An 18,796-nucleotide genomic window follows, 5' to 3' on the forward strand; every position below is an offset into this window, starting at 1 on the left:
TCAGGCCAGCGATCAGCTCGCGGCAGCGCCGATGAACGAAGGAGTTCGCCATGAAGAAGACCCTGCTCGCCGCCACGGGAGGCATCGTCGTCGCGGCGTTGGCGCTCTCCGGCTGCTCTGCTGGATCCTCCAACGACAGCGGGAAGCCGTCCGGGACCATCACCGTCCTGACGAACCGCACCGACCTCGTCAACACGACCTTCAAGGACTACGCGAAGCAGTTCGAGGAGAAGTACCCCGGGACGACCGTCAAGTTCGAAGCCCTCACCGACTACGAGGGTGACGCGAAGATCCGCCTCAACTCGAAGGACTACGGCGACGCGCTGCTCATCCCGAGCTCGACGGTCACGAAGGACAAGTACTCCGCGTACTTCGAGCCGCTCGGCAAGACCAGCACGCTGGAGGAGAAGTACAACTTCGTCGGAGACGGCTCCTACGACGGCGAGGTCTACGGCCTGTCGACCTTCGGCTCGGCGATGGGCATGGTGATCAACAAGACGGTCTGGAAGGACGCTGGGATCACCACGCCGCCGAAGACGGAGGACGAGTACTTCCAGGACCTGCAGGCGATCAAGGACAAGACGTCCGCGATCCCCTACTACACGAACTACAAGGACGGGTGGCCGCTGGCGACGCTCGAGGGCAACCTCGGGACCACGCAGGGCCCGGACGTCCGGATGAAGCTCGCCTCGGAGAACAGCCCGTGGAAGCCCGGTACCGACCAGTACAAGATCGACGACCTGCTGTACCAGACGGTCGAGAAGAAGCTCAGCGAACCGGACCCGACGACCACGAACTGGGAGGAGTCGAAGGACCTGCTCGCGCAGGGCAAGATCGGCTCGATGATCCTCGGCTCATGGGCCGTGACGCAGATGCAGGACGCGGCGAAGAAGGCCGGCAAGTCGGCGGACGAGATCGGCTTCTGGCCGATGCCCTGGCAGACGGACGGCAAGTTCACGTCCGTCACCGCGACGGACAAGCTCCTCGCGGTCAGCAAGAACTCGGACAACAAGGCGACCGCCCGCGCGTGGGTGAACTGGTTCATCAACGACTCGGGCTACGCCAAGAGCCAGGGCGCGATCAGCCCGGTCAAGGCGGACCCGACCCCGGACACGCTCTCCGACTTCAAGACGCTCGGCGTCGAGTACCAGGAGCTGAACCCGGACCCGAAGGGCAAGGAGGCGCTCCTGACCGACATCGCCAACACTGCCCAGGTCGACATCTTCGGCAACGTCTACCGACAGAAGCTCATCGACACCGCCCGCGGGGCAGCGTCCGGTGACGAAGAGTCGTTCTTCGCGAACCTCAACAAGGAATGGGCTGCAGCCCGGACTCAGGTGTCGAAGTGACCGGTCTCGCACCGACACCGTCCTCGGCGGGGGCAGCAGGCGCTGCCCCCGCCGGGGAGCGGACCCGCACCCGCCGAACGACGCGTCGCACCAGCCGCGGATGGCGGAGCACGCCCTGGCTGTTCCTCATCGTCCCGCTCGCGTTCCTGATCGTCCTGACCTACGTCCCCGTGGCGAACATGTTCTGGTACAGCGTCACCGACTGGGACGGCCTCTCGCCGGAGAAGGACTTCGTCGGTCTCGGCAACTACGTCCAGATCTTCACCAAGCCGGCCATCTTCCAGGTCTTCTTCGTCAGTCTCTACTACCTCGTCGGCGCTGCAGCGCAGCTGATCATCGCGCTCTACCTCGCGACTCTGCTCAGCTTCACGACCCGGCTCGGGAACCTGTTCAAGGGGATCATCTTCTTCCCGTACCTGATCAACGGTGTCGCCATCGGTCTGGTCTTCCTGTACTTCTTCCGTCCCGGTGGCACCCTCGACGCGATCCTCGGCCTCGTCGGGATCCAGCACACACCGCAGTGGTTGGGCGACCCGAGCATCGTCAACATGTCGCTCGCGGCGTCGAGCGTCTGGCGGTACATGGGGCTGAACTTCGTGCTGTTCCTCGGCGCGATCCAGTCCGTCCCCTCCGAGCAGTACGAAGCCGCGGACCTCGACGGGGCGACGTCGTTCGACAAGTTCCGGTACATCATCGTGCCGAGCATCCGGCGGATCCTCGGGCTCTCGTTCATCCTCGCGATCGCCGGCGCGCTGTCCTCGTTCGAGATGCCCTACGTCATGACCGGAGGCGCGAACGGGTCCGAGACGTTCGTCATCCAGACCGTCAACACGGCGTTCAAGTTCTCCCAGGTCGGTCTGGCCTCCGCGATGGCGGTCGTCCTGTTGGCGATCGTCCTCGTCATCACCGGCATCCAGCGATGGCTGTTCCCCGACGAGAAGAAGGAGCAGAGCTCATGAGCGCCACCACCCCACTCCGAGCCCGTGTCGGTCGCCGAGCCGGCACGACGGCGAAGTACCTCAGCCTCGTCATCGCCTCGCTCTTCGCGGTCGTCCCGCTCGTGACCATCGTCATGCTGGCGTTCAAGACCGATCGCGAATACCGGACGACCAGCCCGCTGACCCCGCCGTCGAACTGGTTCAACGTCAGCAACTTCGTCACCGCGTTCACGCAGGGCGGGATGGTGCAGGGGTTCATCAACACCGGCATCATCCTCGTGGTCTCCGTGACCGGTACCATCCTGATCGGGACAATGGCCGCGTACGCGATCGACCGGTTCCGGTTCCGCGGACGTCGGCTCGTGTTCGGCGGGTTCCTCCTGGCCACCCTCGTGCCGTCGGTGACGACCCAGGTCGCGACGTTCCAGGTGATCAACGCGCTCGACCTGTTCAACACGCGGGGCGCGGCCATCGTGCTCTTCATGGGCACCGACATCGTCGCGATCTACATCTTCCTGCAGTTCATGCAGTCGATCCCGGTGTCGCTCGACGAGGCCGCGATGCTCGACGGCGCCAACCGGTTCACCGTCTACTGGCGCATCATCCTGCCCCTGCTCCGACCTGCGATCGCGACCGTGATCATCATCAAGGGCATCGCCGTCTACAACGAGTTCTACATCCCCTTCCTCTACATGCCGTCGCAGGACCTCGGCGTCATCTCGACGTCGCTCTTCCGGTTCATGGGGCCCTTCGGCGCCCAGTGGGAAGTCATCGCCGCGGGCACGCTGCTGGTCATCATCCCGACGTTGATCGTCTTCCTCTTCCTCCAGCGACACATCTACAACGGCCTCACGGCAGGAGCAACCAAGTGAGCACCACCGCCCCCACCGCAACCACCGAGTCGCACCGGACCCTCCACGACGGGTGGACGCTCCGCGCGACCAGCGGTGACACCCCCGTCGACGTCGCACTGCGCGCGATCCCGGCCACGGTCCCCGGACTCGTCCACACCGACCTGCTCGCAGCCGGCATCATCCCCGACCCGTACCTGGACCGCAACGAACAGCAGGTCACCTGGATCGGTGAGACCGACTGGGAGTACCGGACCACGTTCACGTGGGCCCCGGACGGGCACGACCACCACGACCTCGTCTTCGAGGGCCTGGACACCGTCGCCACGATCACCCTCAACGGACGTGAACTCGCTCGCACCTGCAACCAGCACCGCGCGTACCGACTTCCGGCAGACGACTCGCTGGTGGACGGGTCGAACGAACTCGTCGTGCACTTCGCATCCCCGGTCGCGTACGCCGACCAGGCGAGCCTCGACATCGGCTACCGCCCCCACACCTACTCCCATCCCTTCAACGCCATCCGGAAGGCCGCCTGCAACTTCGGATGGGACTGGGGCCTGGACGCAGCGTCCTCCGGAATCTTCAAACCGGTCACGCTGCACGCATGGTCGACCGCCCGCCTCGACTCCGTTCGACCGGTGGTCACCACCGACGGATCCTCCGGGCACATCGACGTCGCCATCGCGCTGCAGCATGCCGAGGACGTGGTGCCGGTCCGAGCGTCCGCCACGCTGATCGCACCCGACGGTGTGCAGCACACGGTCGACGCGGTCCTCGACGGCTCGGACGGCACGCTCGCCCTCGACGTCGACGGTGTTCAGCTGTGGTGGCCGCGCGGGTACGGCGACGCTGTCCTGTACGACCTCGAGGTCACGATCGCGGATGACGGTGGAGTCCTGAGCACCTGGGCGAAGCGCGTCGGGTTCCGGAATGCCGTCGTGGAACTCACACCGGACAGCGACGGGACGAGCTTCCGAGTCGTCGTGAACGGCCAACCCGTCTGGGTGCGCGGTGCGAACTGGATCCCCGATGACGCGTTCGTCACCCGCGTCACCCGCGACCGTGTCGCAGCCCGCCTCGACCAAGCCGAGTTCGCGAACATGAACCTCCTCCGCGTCTGGGGCGGCGGCTACTACGAGTCCGAGGACTTCTACGACCTCTGCGACGAACGGGGCATCCTCACCTGGCAGGACTTCCTCTTCGCCTGCGCCTCCTACGCCGAAGAGGAACCGCTCCGCAGCGAGGTCGAAGCCGAGGTCCGCGACAACGTCACCCGGATCATGTCACACCCGAGCCTGGTGCTCTGGAACGGCAACAACGAGAACATCTGGGGCTTCGAGGAGTGGGGCTGGGAGAAGCGCTTGCAGGGGCGCAGCTGGGGACTGGGCTACTACCTCGACCTCCTGCCGCGCCTGGTCGCGGAACTCGACCCCCAGCGCTCCTACACCCCGGCGAGCCCGTGGTCCGGCGACATCGACCGGCCGGCGAACGAGATCGACCACGGCTCCGTGCACCTCTGGGAACTGTGGAACCGTGTGGACTACCCGCACTACCGAGACACCGTGCCGCGTTTCGTCGCGGAGTTCGGCTGGCAGGGCCCCGCCACCTGGTCGACGATCAACCAGTCGATCTCGGACGCTCCGCTGACCCCGGAGTCGCCCGGCATGATCTGGCACCAGAAGGCACAGGACGGCAACGACAAGCTCACCGACGGCCTCGTCGCGCACCTCCCGCTGCCGGACCACACCGAGGACTGGCACTGGGCGATGTCCCTGAACCAGGCCAACGCGGTGGCGTTCGCCATCGAGCACTGGCGGTCCTGGTCGCCGAAGAACACGGGTTCGATCGTCTGGCAGCTCAATGACTGCTGGCCGGTGACGTCGTGGGCGGCTGTCGACGGGTACGGCCGCGCGAAGCCGCTGCTCTACGCCCTCAAGCACGTGTACGCCGACCGGCTCGTCACCATCCAGCCCCGAGAGCACGGCCTGGTCGCGGCGATCGTCAACGACGCGGCGACACCGTGGTCCGGAGACGTTGCGCTCACCCGTCGCTCGTACGACGGCACCGAGCTCGCGACGGAGACCGTGACCGTTTCCGTGCCGGCACGGAGCACGCAGACCATCGACGTGCCCGCCGACGTCGCGGCGTTCGGCGATGCTCCCGTCGAGTTGCTCATCGCGGAGCTCGACGGGGAGCGTGGGTTCTGGTTCCCGGTGGAACAGCGCGACTCCCCGCTCCCGCCGGCGGACCTGCGCACCGAGGTCGTCGCGGTCGACGGGGGCTACGACGTCTCGGTCACGGCAGCATCGCTGGTGCGCGACCTCGCGCTCCTGGTCGACAAGGTCGACGTCGATGCGACGGTCGACGACATGATCGTCACCCTCCTGCCCGGAGACGCCGTCACGTTCCGAGTGGCGACCACGAAGACGCTGACGCCGGAGCAACTGACGTCGGCGAGCGTGCTGCGGACGTCGAACCAGCTCGTCAGCGACTGGGCGTGACCGTGGCCGATCTCGCACTGGCCGTCGACCTCGGTGGCACGAAGGTCGAGACCGCACTGGTCGAGGCCTCCGGCAGGATCGTGGACGGCAGCCGTCATCGTCTGCCGACCGGACGCGGCGCCGAGCCCGACGCGTTCGCTGCGGCGCTGTCGCGTTCGATCCGACGGACCCTCGCCGTCGTCCCGGCCGACTCGACGCTCATCGGCGCGGGCGTCGGGTCGGCCGGGCCGATCGACCTCGCGCGCGGCACGGTCAGCCCGAAGAACCTCCCGGCGCTGGCGGACCTCGATCTCCGCGGCGTCGTGGCCCGAGCGATGCAGGACCTCCCCGTGCAGCTCCGCCTCGACGGCACCTGCATCGCGCTCGCCGAACACTGGCTGGGCGCAGCGGTCGGGTCTGCGAACTCGATGTCGATGGTCGTCTCCACCGGCGTCGGCGGCGGCCTCGTCCTCGGCGGCCGGCTCGTCTCCGGCCGGAGCGGCAATGCCGGGCACATCGGCCAGATCCACGTCGCTGGCTTCGACGTGGAGGGGCACGGTGCCGACTCGACCACGCTCGAAGCCATCGCGTCCGGGACCAGTGCTGTCGCATGGGCGAAGCACCGCGGCTGGTCGGGACACTCCGGGGAAGACCTCGCGGTGTCCTGCGCAGCAGGCGACGGAGTCGCCTGGCAGGCCGTGCGCCGCTCCGCCACAGCGGTCGGCCAGGCCATCGCCAGCGCGACGATCCTGCTCGACCTCGAGGTCGTCGCCATCGGCGGCGGCTTCTCCCTGGTCGTCCCCGACTACGTCGATCTCGTCCGGGCTGCAGCGCTCGACGCGACCGTCTTCGAGTACGCCACCGGGGTCCGAGTCGAAGCCGCGCACCTCGGCGGCGACGCGCCCCTCCTCGGCGCGGCCGCGCTGGTCCACCGACCGGAACTGGTCGCCACCGGACCACCCACCGGCTCCCTGGTCAGCGTGCGCTGATCCGTGACGGCGACCTCCGTCCACCCTGACGCCCAGCCGAAGGAGTCTGAGCACCGATGCAGCGCACGACACCACGCACGCCCGACCCGCACGACGGTCGGCGGCCACACCGGGGACCGCTCGGCACTGCCGCCACGCATCCGGGCGGACCCGGTCCACACCGGGCAGCACGTCGTCCGCCGACGACGGCAGCGCCTGGCACGTACTTCGCCGCGCCCGTGCGGAGCGGCCGGCGAGAGAAGACGTCGTTGCGGCAACACGGCCGCAGCGGTGCAGAAGGAACACGACGAGGGGAAAGCACGACGATGAAGTCAGCAACACGCGCACTCCTGACCACCGGCCTGGTGGTCGCGCTCGGCGCCACCATGGCGGTGGCTGCTCCCGCCGCCCCGGACGCAGAAGCGTTCGGTGCGGCGAACAAGGCAACCGTCCTGAACTACCTGGCCTCGATCAAGGGACAGAAGATCGTCAGCGGGCAGCACAACAAGGAACCCGCATCGCAACCGAACCAGTACACGCAGCGGGTGAAGGACATCACCGGCGTCTACCCGGGGCTCTGGGGCGGCGACTTCCTCTTCAACTCGGCTGACGTCGCGAACCGGCAACGCATCGTCGACCAAGCGAAGACCGAGTGGAAGAACGGCGCGCTCGTCAGTCTCACGTGGCACGTCTGCCCGCCGACGGTCGGGTCTTCCTGCTCGTTCGACGACGTCAAGTCGGACCTCACCGACGCACAGTGGTCGCAACTGACCACCAACGGCACCTCGCTGAACACCGCGTGGAAGAAGCGGCTCGACGAGATCGTCCCGTACCTGCAGCAGCTCAAGGACGCCGGCGTACCCGCGATCTTCCGACCCCTGCACGAGATGAACGAGCAGTGGGCGTGGTGGGGCGGCCGGCCCGGCAGCAACGGGTCCGCGAAGCTCTACCAGATCACGCACGACTACCTCGCGAACACGAAGGGGCTGTCGAACCTCGTCTGGGCATGGAACGTGCAGGACAACCCTGCTGGTGGGTTCTCGAGCTACTACCCGGGAAGCGGCTCCGTGGACGTGGTGACGCTCGACGCCTGGTACAAGGCGTTCCCGAGTGCCAGCGAGTACCAGTCGCTGCGATCCATCGCCGCCGGCAAGCCGATCGCGCTCGCGGAGGTCGGCACCATGCCGACGGCCGCGAACCTCGCTGCACAGCCCGAGTGGACCTGGTTCATGGAGTGGTCCGAGCAGCTCGAGGGCAGCAACACCGCCCAGGCGATCAAGGACACGTACTACAACCCGCGTGTCCTGCACCAGGGAGACCTCACGATTCCGTGATGCGTTCCTCGTGAACGTGCGGGGCGGTGGCGAACCGTCCTGAACGGACTGGAGGCGCGGTGCCAGCCGGCACCGCGCCTCCAGTCCGTCATCGACGCCGCGTGGCGTCAGCCGCGTCCGGCGAGCTCCGCCCGCACGATCTCCGCTCCCGCGGAGAGCGCGCTCAACTTGTCGAGCGCTGCCCGTCGTCGGAGGGGTGCCATCCCGCAGTTGGTGCTCGGGATGAGCTTGTCCGCGTCGACGAACTGGAGGGCCCGCCGGAGGACCTCGGCGACCTCCTCCGGCGTCTCGACGGTCTCGGTGGCGACGTCGACGGCGCCGAGCATGACCTTCTTCCCGCGCACCAGTTCCACGAGTTCGAGCGGGACGTGCGAGTGGATGCTCTCCAGGGAGACGGCGTCGATCGTCGACTGCTGCAGGAGCGGGAACGACTGCTCGTACTGCCGCCACTCGGCCCCGAGCGTCTCCTTCCACTTGTTGTTCGCCTCGATGCCGTAGCCGTAGCAGATGTGCACCACGGTCTCGGCACGGAGTCCTTCGGCCGCGCGTTCGAGCGCGGCCACGCCCCAGTCCTGCACCTCGTCGTGGAAGACGGTGAAGGCGGGCTCGTCGAACTGGATGACGTCGACGCCGGCGGCTTCGAGCTCGCGGGCTTCCTGGTTGAGGATCGTGGCGAACTCCCACGCCAGCTTCTCACGGCTCTTGTAGTGCTGGTCGGAGAGCGTGTCGATCATGGTCATCGGGCCGGGGAGTGCCCACTTGATCGGCCGGTCGGTCTGCGCCCGCAGGAACTCCGCGTCCTCGACGAAGACCGGCTGGCGGCGGCTCACGACGCCGACGACGGTGGGGACGGCGGCGTCGTAGCGGTCGCGGATCCGGACGGTCTCCTTGCGCTCGAGGTCGACGCCGTCGAGGTGCTCGATGAACGTCGTGACGAAGTGCTGGCGGGTCTGCTCACCGTCGCTGACGATGTCGATGCCGCGGCGCACCTGCTCGTGCACGGCGGACCGCAGCGCGTCCTGCTTGCCCTCGACCAGGGCGTCGCCCTGCAGCTGCCAGGGCGACCAGAGCCGCTCGGGTTCGGCGAGCCAGGACGGTTTCGGCAGGCTGCCGACGATCGCGGTGGGCAGGAGGGTGCTCATGCTGGTGGTCTTCCCTGTCGGTCAGTGGGTCGGGGTGGCGACGAGGCCGGTCGCCCAGCGCTCGAGGAGTTCGCGGTGCGGCTCGACGAAGTGCTCGCGGGTGTAGTGCCCTTGCGTGATCGCGAGTCGGCTGCGTTCCTCGCGGTCGTAGTCCACGGCGGTCCGCGAGAAGTCCTGCTGGTCGAGGCTCGGGCGGTACGTGCCCGCGGCCGCGGCGTTCGCGTTGTAGATCTCCGGGCGGTAGATCTTCTGGAACGTCTCCATCGTGCTGATGGTGCCGATGAGCTGCAGGTTCGAGTAGTCGTTGAGCAGGTCGCCGCGGGAGTAGAACGCGAGCGGAGCGGTGCTGCCGTGGGGCATGAAGTACCGCACCTGGAGACCCATCCGACCGAAGTAGTCGTCGGTCAGCGAGGAGCGCTCGTGGTGGTACTCGACACCGAGCACGGGGTGGGTGTTGTCGGTCCGGCGGTACGTCTGGCTCGTCGACACGCTGATGCAGATCACCGGCTGGGTGCTGAAGGCGTCCCGGTAGGCGTCCGACTCGAGGAACGACTGGAAGAGCAGCCCGTGCAGCGACCCGAAGTCGTCGGGGACGGTGAAGGTCGTCGCGCCCTCGTTGACCGACGGCAGCCGCACCGCGAAGTCGTAGTCGCGGAGGTAGGACGAGAAGTTGTTGCCGACGATGCCCTGGTGTCGCACGCCGGTGTGCTGGTCGACGATGTGGATGTCGAGCACCTCGAGCAGCGGGAACTCCTGGTCCTCGCCCGACGCCTCGAACCGGGTGGTGACGGAGACGATGTCGAGCTCGACGCGGTACCGGTCGCCGTTCGGGTTGTCCCACCGGGCGAGGTCGTTGAACCGCCGGTCGATCATGGTGAGCGCGTTGCGGAGGTTCTGCTGGCGGTGCTCGCCGCGGGCGAGGTTCGCGAAGTTCGTCGTCACCCGGGACGTCGCCGAGGGGGTGTAGTCCTCGTCGAACCGGGTCGTGTCGATGTGGAAGGAGAAGTCCAAGGTCGGCCAGTCCGTGTGTTCAGTGGCCGCGAGGACCGTCCGGTGGGTGTCCGACAATCGTGCCGACTTCCGGAGGGCATCGGGTAATCCGGATGCACTATGCCCTGGTATAGCCTCAGCCTGTGCCCCGTTCGTCGAGTGACTTCACCCTGCAGCAGCTCCGGTACTTCATCGAGGTCGCGTCGGAGGGGTCGATCAGTGCTGCCGCCGACCTGCTGTACGTCGCGCAACCGACCCTGTCCGCGGCGATGAAGGACCTGGAGGCGCGGGTCGGTCGCCCGCTGTTCGTGCGGTCGGCCCGGGGCGTCGTGCTCACCGTCGACGGCGTCGAGTTCCTCGGGTACGCCCGACAGGTCGTCGAGCAGGCGTCCCTGCTCGAACAGCGCTACGTCGGACGGCGACCGTCGCGGCGGCTCCTCGGGGTGTCCGCGCAGCACTACTCGTTCGCCGTCGAGGCGTTCGTCCGGATGGTCGAACGCGCGGCCGCGGACGAGTACGAGTTCTCGCTCCGGGAGACCCGCACCTGGGACATCATCGAGGACGTCCGGACCCTGCGGAGCGAGGTCGGCATCCTGTACCGGAACGACTTCAACCGGAAGGTCATCGACAAGCTCCTGCGGGACGCACGGGTCGCGTTCCACCCGCTGTTCGTCGCGGAACCGCACATCTTCGTCGCCCGGCGGAACCCGCTCGCGTCGCGGGAGCGCGCGACCCTCGCCGACCTCGCCGACCTCCCACGGCTCACCTTCGACCAGGGTGCGAACAACTCCTTCTACCTGGCGGAGGAGATCCTCTCCACCCTGTCCAGCAGACGGGAGATCCGCGTGGCCGACCGCGCGACGATCTTCAACCTCATGATCGGGCTCGACGGCTACACGATCTCGACGGGCCTCATCAGCGACGACCTCGACCCCGAGATCGTCGCCGTCCCCCTCGACGTCGACGAGCGCATCGAGATCGGGTGGATCGCCCACACGGCCATCCCGCTCACGGAGCAGGCGCAGTCGTACCTCACCGAGGTGCGCGCGGTGGTCGCCCGCGCGGGTGTGGAACTGCTCGGCTGACACCAGCGCACATGCGCTATGGTCTGCTGCCACCACCGCAGCGCACCCCACCGGAGTCACGATTGAACGTCCCGCTCCTCGCCGCCGGGACCACCCTGCCCGTCTACGCGGTGACCACCCTGATCGCGCTCGGCGTGCTCGTGGGGGTCCGCAGGTCCTGGCGGGTCGCGCTCGTCGCGGTCGTCGCCGGGGTCGGTCTCGGCGCGCTGCTGTCGTGGGGGCTCGGCGACGTGGTCGTGGTCCTCGGGACGTCGCCGTCCTGGGTCGCCCGCACGTGGACCGGCGTCGCGGTCGCCCTCGTCGCGCTGGCCGTGGTCGGGCTCGTCCGCGGTCGCCGTGTCACCCGGGTCCTGGCGGTGCTCCTCGTGCCGCTGGCCGTCCTGTCCGGCGGCCTCGCCGTGAACCGCGACGCCGGTCTGTTCGCCACCGTGACCGACGCGGTCGGCGAGTCGCACGTGCAGCGCTTGCAGCTGCCCGACGACCCACGTCCGTCGAGCGGCACCGCGACCGCGGCGACGTGGAGCGCACCGGCCGGGATGCCGACGCACGGCCGGTTCGGGTCCGTCCACATCCCGGGGACGACGTCCGGGTTCCGCGCGCGACCGGCCGTCGTCTACCTGCCGCCCGCGGCACTGGTCGAGCACGCCCCGAGGCTCCCGGTGGTCGTCATGCTCTCCGGGCAGGGCCCCGGGGCGTCGCCCGCGAACATCGTCGAAGCCGGTCGGATGGCGTCCCGACTCGACGCCCTGGCGGCAGAACACGACGGGCTGGCACCGATCGTCGTGATGCCCGACCAGCTCGCCCTCCCGACGAACAACCCGATGTGCGTCGACGGCCCGCTCGGGAACAGCGCCACCTACCTGACGGAGGACGTCCCCGCGTGGGTGCGCCACCACCTCCACGTCGCCACCGGGCAGGCCGACTGGGCCGTCAGCGGGTTCTCGCAGGGTGGGACCTGCGCGCTGCAGCTCGGTGCGGGCGACCCGGAGCTGTTCGGGTCGTGGATCGACGTGTCCGGCCAGCTCGGCCCGACGCTCGGGAACCGACCGGACACCATCGCCCGCGGCTTCAGCGGGGACGAGCGTGCCTACGATTCTGCTCAGCCTCTGGCGATCCTGCGTGCGCACGGGCACTACGCGGCATCGGCGGCCTTCTTCTCCGCGGGTGCGACCGACCACCGGTACGGACCGGTCCTGCCGGTCGTCGCCCGAGCCGCCGAGGCCGCCGGTGTGCACGTCACCCGTCGGGTCATCGCCGACGGCGGGCACGACTGGCGCACCGCGGGGCAGGCTCTCGCCCTCGGTGTCGCGTGGTTCATGCAGCGCACGGCCCTCGCCCCGCGCTGACCGCACGGCCCTCGCCCCGCGCTGACCGCACGGGCCTCGCCCCGCGCTGACCGCGCAGTCCTCGCGCTCGCTGACCGCACGGGCCGGTGCCGTGGGTGCGTTCGGGCAGCGCGGAACGGACATCCGGACAAGACTCCGACCACGCTGTACGTTCACAGGAAGGTCGCTGAACGCGGCCGTGTCACCAGGGAGCAGAACAATGGCAAGCAGCACCGGTCGCCCGACCACAGTCACCGTCTCGTTCGTCATCTGGCTGGTGGTGGTCCTCGCCAACATCATCCAGGGCATCATCAGCCTGGTCTCCGGCGGCGGCTCCAGCGCCGCGGCCCAGAGCGTCGGGACCGCACCGCTCGTCGCGGGCGCGATCTTCGCGTTCATCCTCGCCGTGATCGAACTCATCATCGTCTTCAAGATGCGCGACGGTCGGAACTGGGCACGCATCGTGCTCACCGTCCTCGCCGTCCTGCAGCTCATCGGCGTGGGCGTGGGTGCGGCCTCCGGTGGCAACGCCTTCGGCTGGATCGGTGCCGTCGCCGTGCTCGTCGCGACGATCCTGATGTACGTCGGTGGCGCGAACGGCTACTTCCGCCGTCGCTGACGCGACCGGATGACGGACGGGAGGCGCGGCGCCGGCTGGCACCGCGCCTCCCGTCCGTCGTCTGCGCACCGTGACGACGACTGCGCGCGCCGGACCACGCGCACTCGTCGCCGGGACGCGCAGTGCGCCACGCGCGGCGCGAGAAGATGGGGTGTGAGCTCCGCACAGCCGGTCCTGGACGCCCTCGTCCGCCACGTCGACGAGACGGGCTTCGGCGCCCACGGCGTGCACGTGCGCGTCGGGGACGACGTCGCCGCCCACCGGTGGGGACCCGACGTCCGCCGCCAGACCCACTCGATCGCGAAGGGCGTCGCCGTCCTCGCCACCGGGATCGCCGCGGGCGACGGACTCGTCGACGTCGACGAACCGGTCGCGACGTCCCTGCCGGGCTGGACGTTCGGTGCGGGAACCGAGGCGGTGACGCTCCGGCACCTGCTGACGATGACGAGCGGCGTCGACATGCCGTGGTCCGCGACCGAGCTCACGGACTGGCCGGACCTCGCCGCGGAGTCCCTGGGGCGGCCCTCGCGCGGACGGGTGTTCCAGTACGCGAACGCGAGCACGTACACCGCGATGCGGGTCCTCGAGACGCGGGTCGGCGACGTGGGGGAGTTCGTCGCCCGACGCCTGTTCGACCCGCTCTGCATCCCGGACGTGTCGTGGCAGCGGTGCGCGAACGGCTTCGTGGCCGGTGGCGAGGGGATCGCCCTGCGCACCGAGGAGCTCGCAAGCCTCGGACAGCTGGTCCGGGACCGCGGATCGTTCGCGGGCCGGCGCGTCGTCGACGCGCGTTGGTGCGACGCGATGCACACCGACTGGGTCGAGCGTCAGGGCACCGGCCCGGGCTACGAGCGGTACGCCATGGCCGGGTGGGGTGGACCCGGACGGCTCTGGCGGCTGCACGGGGCGTACGGCCAGATGCTCCTCTTCGAGGGGGACGCCGTGGTCACCGTGACCGCCGACGACCACGCCGGCGCCGACGCCTTCGCGAGCTTCGTCGCCGACGAGCTGGAACGGCAGCGCCCCGCGACTCAGTCTTGATGTGCGCGCGCTGCGAGCGTGACGAGGTCGCCGGTGCGAGGATGAGCGGCGGCCGTCGCCCGGACGGCCGGAGACGGAAGTGACGAGCGTGACCGAGACCCGCTCCGAGACCCCCACGACCGAGACCACCGAGGACGGCGGCCACGGCGCGGCCGGCAAGGGTGCCGCCGTGCTGGCCCTCGCCGCCCTCGGGGTGGTGTTCGGCGACATCGGCACCAGCCCGCTGTACGCGCTCCGGACGGTGTTCACGATCGACGACGGCATCGTGAAGGCCAACCAGGAGGACGTCTACGGCGTGATCTCGATGATGTTCTGGAGCATCACGATCATCGTGTCGATCAAGTACGTCCTCGTCCTCATGCGCGCCGACAACGACGGCGAGGGCGGCGTGATGGCGCTCGCCGCCCTGGCCCGTCGGCTGTACGCGAAGCGTCGCGGCGGCGCGGTGATCTTCCTGGTCATCGGGATCGTCGGCGTCTCGCTGTTCTACGGCGACTCGGTGATCACCCCGGCGGTCTCGGTGCTCTCCGCGGTCGAGGGTCTCGGCACCGCCGCCCCGGCCGTCGGGCACCTGATCGTGCCCATCGCGGCCGTCATCCTGGTGCTGCTGTTCGTCGTGCAGCGATTCGGCACCGGCAAGGTCGGCAACCTGTTCGGTCCGGTGATGCTGCTCTGGTTCGTCGTCATCGCCGCGGCCGGGATCCCGCACATCCTCGCCCACCCCGGAGTCCTGCAGGGGCTGTCCCCGACGTGGGCGATCGCGTTCACGTTCGCGCACCCGTACATCACCTTCGTGGCGATGGGCGCCGTGGTCCTCGTCATCACCGGCGCCGAGGCGCTGTACGCGGACATGGGGCACTTCGGCCGCCCCGCGATCCTCCGGGCCTGGTTCTTCATCGTGTTCCCGGCGCTCGTCCTGAACTACCTCGGGCAGGCGTCCCTCGTGCTCTCCGACCCGTCGGCCGCCAAGGACCCGTTCTTCCTGCTGTTCCCGGACGCGCTCCGGTTGCCCGTGGTGGTGCTCGCCACGATGGCGACCGTCATCGCCAGCCAGGCCGTCATCTCCGGTGCCTTCTCGCTCACCCGGCAGGCCGTGCAGCTCGGCCTGCTGCCGCCCCTGACGATCCGGCAGACCTCCCGGCGGGAGAGCGGGCAGATCTACCTGCCGGCCGTGAACCTGCTGCTGTTCATCGGCGTGCTGGCGATCATGCTCGCGTTCCGCTCCTCGGCGAACCTGGCGACCGCGTACGGCGTGTCCGTGACCGGGGCGCTCGTCGTCGACACCCTGCTCCTGCTGCTCGTCGTCCGGCCGCTCTGGAAGTGGAAGCCGTGGAAGCTCGTCCTCGCCGCGGTGGCCTTCGGCGGCCTCGAGCTGACGTTCCTCGCCGGCAACCTGTCGAAGATCATCCACGGCGGCTGGGTCCCGCTCCTCATCGCCCTCGCCGTGATCACGATCATGACCACCTGGCGCCGGGGACGGGCCCTCGTGCAGGAGGAACGCAAGGAGCGGGAGGGGTCGCTCGCCGACTTCATCGAACGGGTGAACGAGGACCACGTCGCGCGGGTGCCGGGCGTGGCGGTCTTCCCCCACCCGAACAAGGAGACGACCCCGCTCGCCCTCCGCGCCAACGTGGACCACAACCACGTGCTGCACCGGACCGTGCTCATCGTGTCCGTCCTCACCGCCAACGTGCCGCACGTGCCGCACGCGAAGGCGTTCTTCCGCGACGACCTCGGGTACGAGGACGACGGCATCGACCACATCACGGTGAAGTTCGGCTTCTCGGACGACCAGGACCTGCCGAAGGCCCTGCACGCCGCGTGCCTGGCCGAGGTGCTCGACATCGACCCCGAGGAGATGGAGCACGCGTCGTACTTCATCTCCCGCGGTGCGCTCCGGCCGACCCCGGGGAACCGGCGCATGGTCGGCTGGCGGAAGAAGCTGTTCGTCGGGCTCGCGCACAACGCGGCGGACCCGGCGGCACGGTTCGGACTGCCGGCGCACCGGACGGTGACGATGGGCAGCGACGTCGAGATCTGACGCGCGTGGCGCGCGGCGTCGGCGGGCGCGCGGGGGCGCGGGGCGCGCGCGCCGAGGCTCGGCCGGGCGGACACGTTGCGGCGTCCACGGCCCGCGGGATGTCCGCCGAGCCGAAGCTCGGCACCCGCCGCGGCGGCCGCTCCGCTCTCAGCCGAGCGCGGCCGCTGCCGCACGCAGGTCCCGGAGCGCAGCGAGCGTGTGCGGTGCGAGGGGCCCGTCGTCGGCCCGGTCGTCGCCGGACCACCGGTCGAACCCCTGCTTGAACGCGAGGACGCCCATCTCGCTCGCGAGCCGCGCGGACGTCTCGGGAACCCCGCGGGCGACGAGCGCCTCGGCCATCGCGGCGGCGAGCCCGACGCTCTTCAGGGCATCCCGTTCCTGCAGTTCCGTGCTCGCGGCGACGGCGGCCTTGAGGCGCGGCCCGAGGTCACGGTTCACCGGCCCCATCTCGTCGGATGCCCGCGCGAGTCCGGCCGCTACGGCGTCGAGCGGCGTGCTGTCCGCGGGAGCGTCGGCGATCCCCGAGGCGAGGAGCCGGCTGAGGGTCTCCTGCCCGGCGACGAGCAGTTCGCGCTTGTCCGGGAAGTGCCGGAAGAACGTGCTCTTGGTCACGCCGGCGCGCTCGGCGATCTGCGTGACGGTGGTCTCGTCGTAGCCCTGCTCGGAGAACAGGTCGACCGCGGCCAGCACCAGTCGTTCCCGTGCTCCGGGTTCCCATCGCGCCATGTGACGATCATACGTGACGGGACAAATGTCCCATCGAGGGTGTAGCGTCAGTGACGAGATAAGAGTCCCATCACTGATCGGAGCACCTCATGCACGTCTTCCTCACCGGCGGCACCGGCACGATCGGCACGGCCGTCGTCGCCGAACTCATCGCGGCGGGCCACACCGTCGCCGCCCTCGCCCGGTCCGACCGGTCCGCCGCCGCGCTCGTCGCTGCCGGTGCGACGCCGGTCCGTGGCGCCCTGACCGACCTCGACGTCCTCCGCGCCGGCGCGCGGGGTGCCGACGGCGTGGTCAGCCTCGCCTTCTCGAACGACTTCAGTTCGCCCGAGGCGCTCGCGCGGGGGATCGCCGAGGAGTCCGACGCGATGGCGGCCCTCGGCGCCGAGCTCGTCGGCTCCGACCGTCCGTTCGTCGTGGTCTCGGGCACGCCGTGGGTCCCGGGCCGTGCCGCGGTCGAGACGGACCCGCTGCCCCTCGACGGGCCGGTCGCCGGTCGTGCCCGATCGGTCCTCGCCGCCCTCGACCTCGCGTCCCGCGGCGTGCGGGTCTCCGCGATCCGACTGCCCCGGACCGTGCACGCGGACGGCGCGGGCGGGTTCGCGGGCATCCTCACCGAGGTCGCCCGCTCGTCCGGCGTGGCCGGGTACCCGGGCACCGGTGAGCAGCGGTGGCCGGCGGTGCACGCGCGCGACGCAGCCGCGCTGTTCCGGCTCGCGCTCGAGGGTGCACCCGCCGGGACGGCGTGGCACGCGGTGGCCGACGAGGGCGACCGGGTGCGCGACATCGCCGCGGTGATCGGCCGACGCCTCGGGCTCCCGGTGCGGGCGGTGGCCGACGAGACGTTCGGCGAGTTCGCGCCGATCTTCGCGATGGACCAGCCTGCCTCGGGGGTCCACACGCAGCGCGCACTGGCGTGGCAGCCGACGCACCCGAGCCTGCTCGCGGACCTCGAGAACGTCACCCCGTGACGGACTGGAGGCGCGTGGTGGCCCCGCCCCGCGCCTCCAGGCCGACCCGTGTGCGCGTCAGCGCGCGCGCAGGCGGTGGACGCCGAGCACGACGCCGACGACCACGAGGCCGAGCAGCAGTCCGAACACGGCCGAGATCGCGGTGTCCACGATCCACGTCACGACGGGCCCTGCGGCCTCGACCACGTGCTCGACCGCGTGCAGCAGGTCGTACGGGCCGTGCCAGAACGTCTCCGCCAGGTTGGCGATGACGAGGTGCCCACCGACCCAGAGCATCGCGACGGTGCCGACGATGCTGATCACCCGGAAGACCGCCGGCATCGCCCGCACGATCCGCGCACCGGCCCGCCGGGTCCGCCGGACGGGGTGCTTCATGAGCTGCAGGCCGATGTCGTCGACCTTCACGAGCAGGGCCACGGCGCCGTAGACCAGCGCGGTCATGCCCAACCCGATGACGATGAGCGCGCCGAGCGTGAGCCAGGTGCCCAGGTCGGGGTCGAGGCTCGCGAGCGCGATGAGCATGATCTCGGTGCTGAGGATGAGGTCGGTGCGGATGGCGCCGAACACGAGCCCGCGCTCGTCGGCGGAGGGCTCGTCGCCGGTCGCGTGGTGGTGCCCGAACCACTCGGTGACCTTCTCGGCGCCCTCGAAGCACAGGTACGTGCCGCCGATCAGCAGCAGCCACGGCAGCACCCACGGCGCGAACGCCGACAGCAGCAGGGCGAGCGGGATGATGATGACGAACTTGTTGAACAGGCTCCCGAGCGCGATCCGGCCGACGACCGGCAGTTCGCGTGCGGGTGAGAGTCCCTGGACGTACTGCGGGGTCACCGCGGCGTCGTCGATGACGACGCCCGCCGTCTTCGCGCTGGCCTTCAGCGCCGCGGAGAGCACGTCGTCGACGATGGCGAGCAGACCGACTGACATGCGCTC

At 69.6% G+C, this 18,796-nt stretch carries 16 protein-coding genes; 12 read left to right on the forward strand and 4 right to left on the reverse strand.

Features of this window, described 5'->3' with window-relative positions; translation table 11 throughout:
* Positions 1–50: 50 nt before the first annotated feature.
* The 6 genes from ACRQ4B_RS06205 to ACRQ4B_RS06230 all read left to right on the forward strand — a co-directional run bounded on the left by ACRQ4B_RS06205 (position 51) and on the right by ACRQ4B_RS06230 (position 7,923).
* On the forward strand, positions 51–1,349 hold the full coding sequence (locus ACRQ4B_RS06205; protein ID WP_439693817.1) for an ABC transporter substrate-binding protein: 1,299 nt from the start codon (positions 51–53) through the stop codon (positions 1,347–1,349).
* Positions 1,346–2,308, forward strand: a complete 963-nt coding sequence (locus ACRQ4B_RS06210; protein WP_439693818.1) for a carbohydrate ABC transporter permease — start codon at positions 1,346–1,348, stop codon at positions 2,306–2,308. Before ACRQ4B_RS06205 ends, ACRQ4B_RS06210 begins: the two co-directional genes overlap by 4 nt.
* A complete protein-coding gene (locus ACRQ4B_RS06215) occupies positions 2,305–3,159 on the forward strand; it encodes a carbohydrate ABC transporter permease (RefSeq protein WP_439693819.1) in 855 nt (284 codons plus the stop codon). The genes ACRQ4B_RS06210 and ACRQ4B_RS06215 overlap by 4 nt, the downstream gene beginning before the upstream one ends.
* A complete protein-coding gene (locus tag ACRQ4B_RS06220; RefSeq protein ID WP_439693820.1) occupies positions 3,156–5,642 on the forward strand; it encodes a glycoside hydrolase family 2 protein in 2,487 nt (828 codons plus the stop codon). Before ACRQ4B_RS06215 ends, ACRQ4B_RS06220 begins: the two co-directional genes overlap by 4 nt.
* On the forward strand, positions 5,639–6,610 hold the full coding sequence (locus ACRQ4B_RS06225; protein WP_439693821.1) for an ROK family protein: 972 nt from the start codon (positions 5,639–5,641) through the stop codon (positions 6,608–6,610). The genes ACRQ4B_RS06220 and ACRQ4B_RS06225 overlap by 4 nt, the downstream gene beginning before the upstream one ends.
* A gap of 305 nt (positions 6,611–6,915) precedes the next feature.
* The gene (locus ACRQ4B_RS06230) at positions 6,916–7,923 is read left to right on the forward strand and encodes a glycoside hydrolase family 26 protein (RefSeq protein WP_439693822.1); all 1,008 of its coding nucleotides are present in this window, start codon (positions 6,916–6,918) and stop codon (positions 7,921–7,923) included.
* Between the two features lie 107 nt (positions 7,924–8,030).
* Here ACRQ4B_RS06230 and ACRQ4B_RS06235 read toward each other — a convergent pair whose 3' ends face one another.
* Together ACRQ4B_RS06235 and ACRQ4B_RS06240 are read right to left on the reverse strand one after the other, a co-directional pair.
* Positions 8,031–9,065: a methionine synthase gene (locus ACRQ4B_RS06235; protein WP_439693823.1), complete on the reverse strand. Its 1,035-nt coding sequence runs from the start codon at positions 9,063–9,065 to the stop codon at positions 8,031–8,033.
* A 21-nt stretch (positions 9,066–9,086) separates the two neighbouring features.
* Entirely contained in the window at positions 9,087–10,076 is a 990-nt protein-coding gene (locus tag ACRQ4B_RS06240; protein ID WP_439693824.1) for a putative oxygenase MesX, read from the reverse strand.
* A gap of 122 nt (positions 10,077–10,198) precedes the next feature.
* Between ACRQ4B_RS06240 and ACRQ4B_RS06245 the strand changes: the two genes are divergently transcribed.
* The 5 genes from ACRQ4B_RS06245 (at position 10,199) to ACRQ4B_RS06265 (ending at position 16,166) form a co-directional block, all read left to right on the forward strand.
* The gene (locus ACRQ4B_RS06245; RefSeq protein ID WP_439693825.1) at positions 10,199–11,140 is read left to right on the forward strand and encodes a LysR family transcriptional regulator; all 942 of its coding nucleotides are present in this window, start codon (positions 10,199–10,201) and stop codon (positions 11,138–11,140) included.
* Between the two features lie 62 nt (positions 11,141–11,202).
* The gene (locus ACRQ4B_RS06250; protein WP_439693826.1) at positions 11,203–12,486 is read left to right on the forward strand and encodes an alpha/beta hydrolase; all 1,284 of its coding nucleotides are present in this window, start codon (positions 11,203–11,205) and stop codon (positions 12,484–12,486) included.
* Between the two features lie 199 nt (positions 12,487–12,685).
* Positions 12,686–13,084 (forward strand): hypothetical protein, encoded by a 399-nt coding sequence (locus ACRQ4B_RS06255; protein WP_439693827.1) that lies wholly within the window; start codon positions 12,686–12,688, stop codon positions 13,082–13,084.
* 153 nt (positions 13,085–13,237) lie between these two features.
* Positions 13,238–14,125, forward strand: coding sequence for a serine hydrolase domain-containing protein (locus ACRQ4B_RS06260; RefSeq protein WP_439693828.1), 888 nt, complete (start codon positions 13,238–13,240; stop codon positions 14,123–14,125).
* An 88-nt stretch (positions 14,126–14,213) separates the two neighbouring features.
* On the forward strand, positions 14,214–16,166 hold the full coding sequence (locus ACRQ4B_RS06265; protein WP_439693829.1) for a potassium transporter Kup: 1,953 nt from the start codon (positions 14,214–14,216) through the stop codon (positions 16,164–16,166).
* 147 nt (positions 16,167–16,313) lie between these two features.
* On the opposite strand, the gene ACRQ4B_RS06270 is transcribed toward ACRQ4B_RS06265, so the two are convergent.
* On the reverse strand, positions 16,314–16,892 hold the full coding sequence (locus ACRQ4B_RS06270; protein ID WP_439693830.1) for a TetR/AcrR family transcriptional regulator: 579 nt from the start codon (positions 16,890–16,892) through the stop codon (positions 16,314–16,316).
* 89 nt (positions 16,893–16,981) lie between these two features.
* Here ACRQ4B_RS06270 and ACRQ4B_RS06275 point away from each other — a divergent pair, with 89 nt between their 5' ends.
* Complete coding sequence (locus ACRQ4B_RS06275; protein WP_439693831.1) at positions 16,982–17,863, forward strand: NAD-dependent epimerase/dehydratase family protein; 882 nt, start codon at positions 16,982–16,984, stop codon at positions 17,861–17,863.
* Positions 17,864–17,920: 57 nt separating this feature from the next.
* Here the strand turns inward: ACRQ4B_RS06275 and ACRQ4B_RS06280 are convergent, their stop codons facing one another.
* Complete coding sequence (locus ACRQ4B_RS06280) at positions 17,921–18,790, reverse strand: DUF808 domain-containing protein (protein ID WP_439693832.1); 870 nt, start codon at positions 18,788–18,790, stop codon at positions 17,921–17,923.
* Positions 18,791–18,796 lie beyond the last annotated feature (6 nt).

Origin of the sequence: Curtobacterium sp. SP.BCo, assembly GCF_051903265.1 — a bacterium.
Taxonomy (GTDB): domain Bacteria; phylum Actinomycetota; class Actinomycetes; order Actinomycetales; family Microbacteriaceae; genus Curtobacterium.

What these genes read in the sequence shown, in the direction of transcription:
- ACRQ4B_RS06205 (WP_439693817.1), top strand. Translation starts at nt 51, where the DNA reads ATGAAGAAGACCCTGCTCGCCGCCACGGGAGGCATCGTCGTCGCGGCG.
- ACRQ4B_RS06215 (WP_439693819.1), top strand. Translation starts at nt 2,305, where the DNA reads ATGAGCGCCACCACCCCACTCCGAGCCCGTGTCGGTCGCCGAGCCGGC.
- ACRQ4B_RS06230 (WP_439693822.1), top strand. Translation starts at nt 6,916, where the DNA reads ATGAAGTCAGCAACACGCGCACTCCTGACCACCGGCCTGGTGGTCGCG.
- ACRQ4B_RS06235 (WP_439693823.1), bottom strand. Translation starts at nt 9,065, where the DNA reads ATGAGCACCCTCCTGCCCACCGCGATCGTCGGCAGCCTGCCGAAACCG.
- ACRQ4B_RS06255 (WP_439693827.1), top strand. Translation starts at nt 12,686, where the DNA reads ATGGCAAGCAGCACCGGTCGCCCGACCACAGTCACCGTCTCGTTCGTC.
- ACRQ4B_RS06270 (WP_439693830.1), bottom strand. Translation starts at nt 16,892, where the DNA reads ATGGCGCGATGGGAACCCGGAGCACGGGAACGACTGGTGCTGGCCGCG.
- ACRQ4B_RS06275 (WP_439693831.1), top strand. Translation starts at nt 16,982, where the DNA reads ATGCACGTCTTCCTCACCGGCGGCACCGGCACGATCGGCACGGCCGTC.
- ACRQ4B_RS06280 (WP_439693832.1), bottom strand. Translation starts at nt 18,790, where the DNA reads ATGTCAGTCGGTCTGCTCGCCATCGTCGACGACGTGCTCTCCGCGGCG.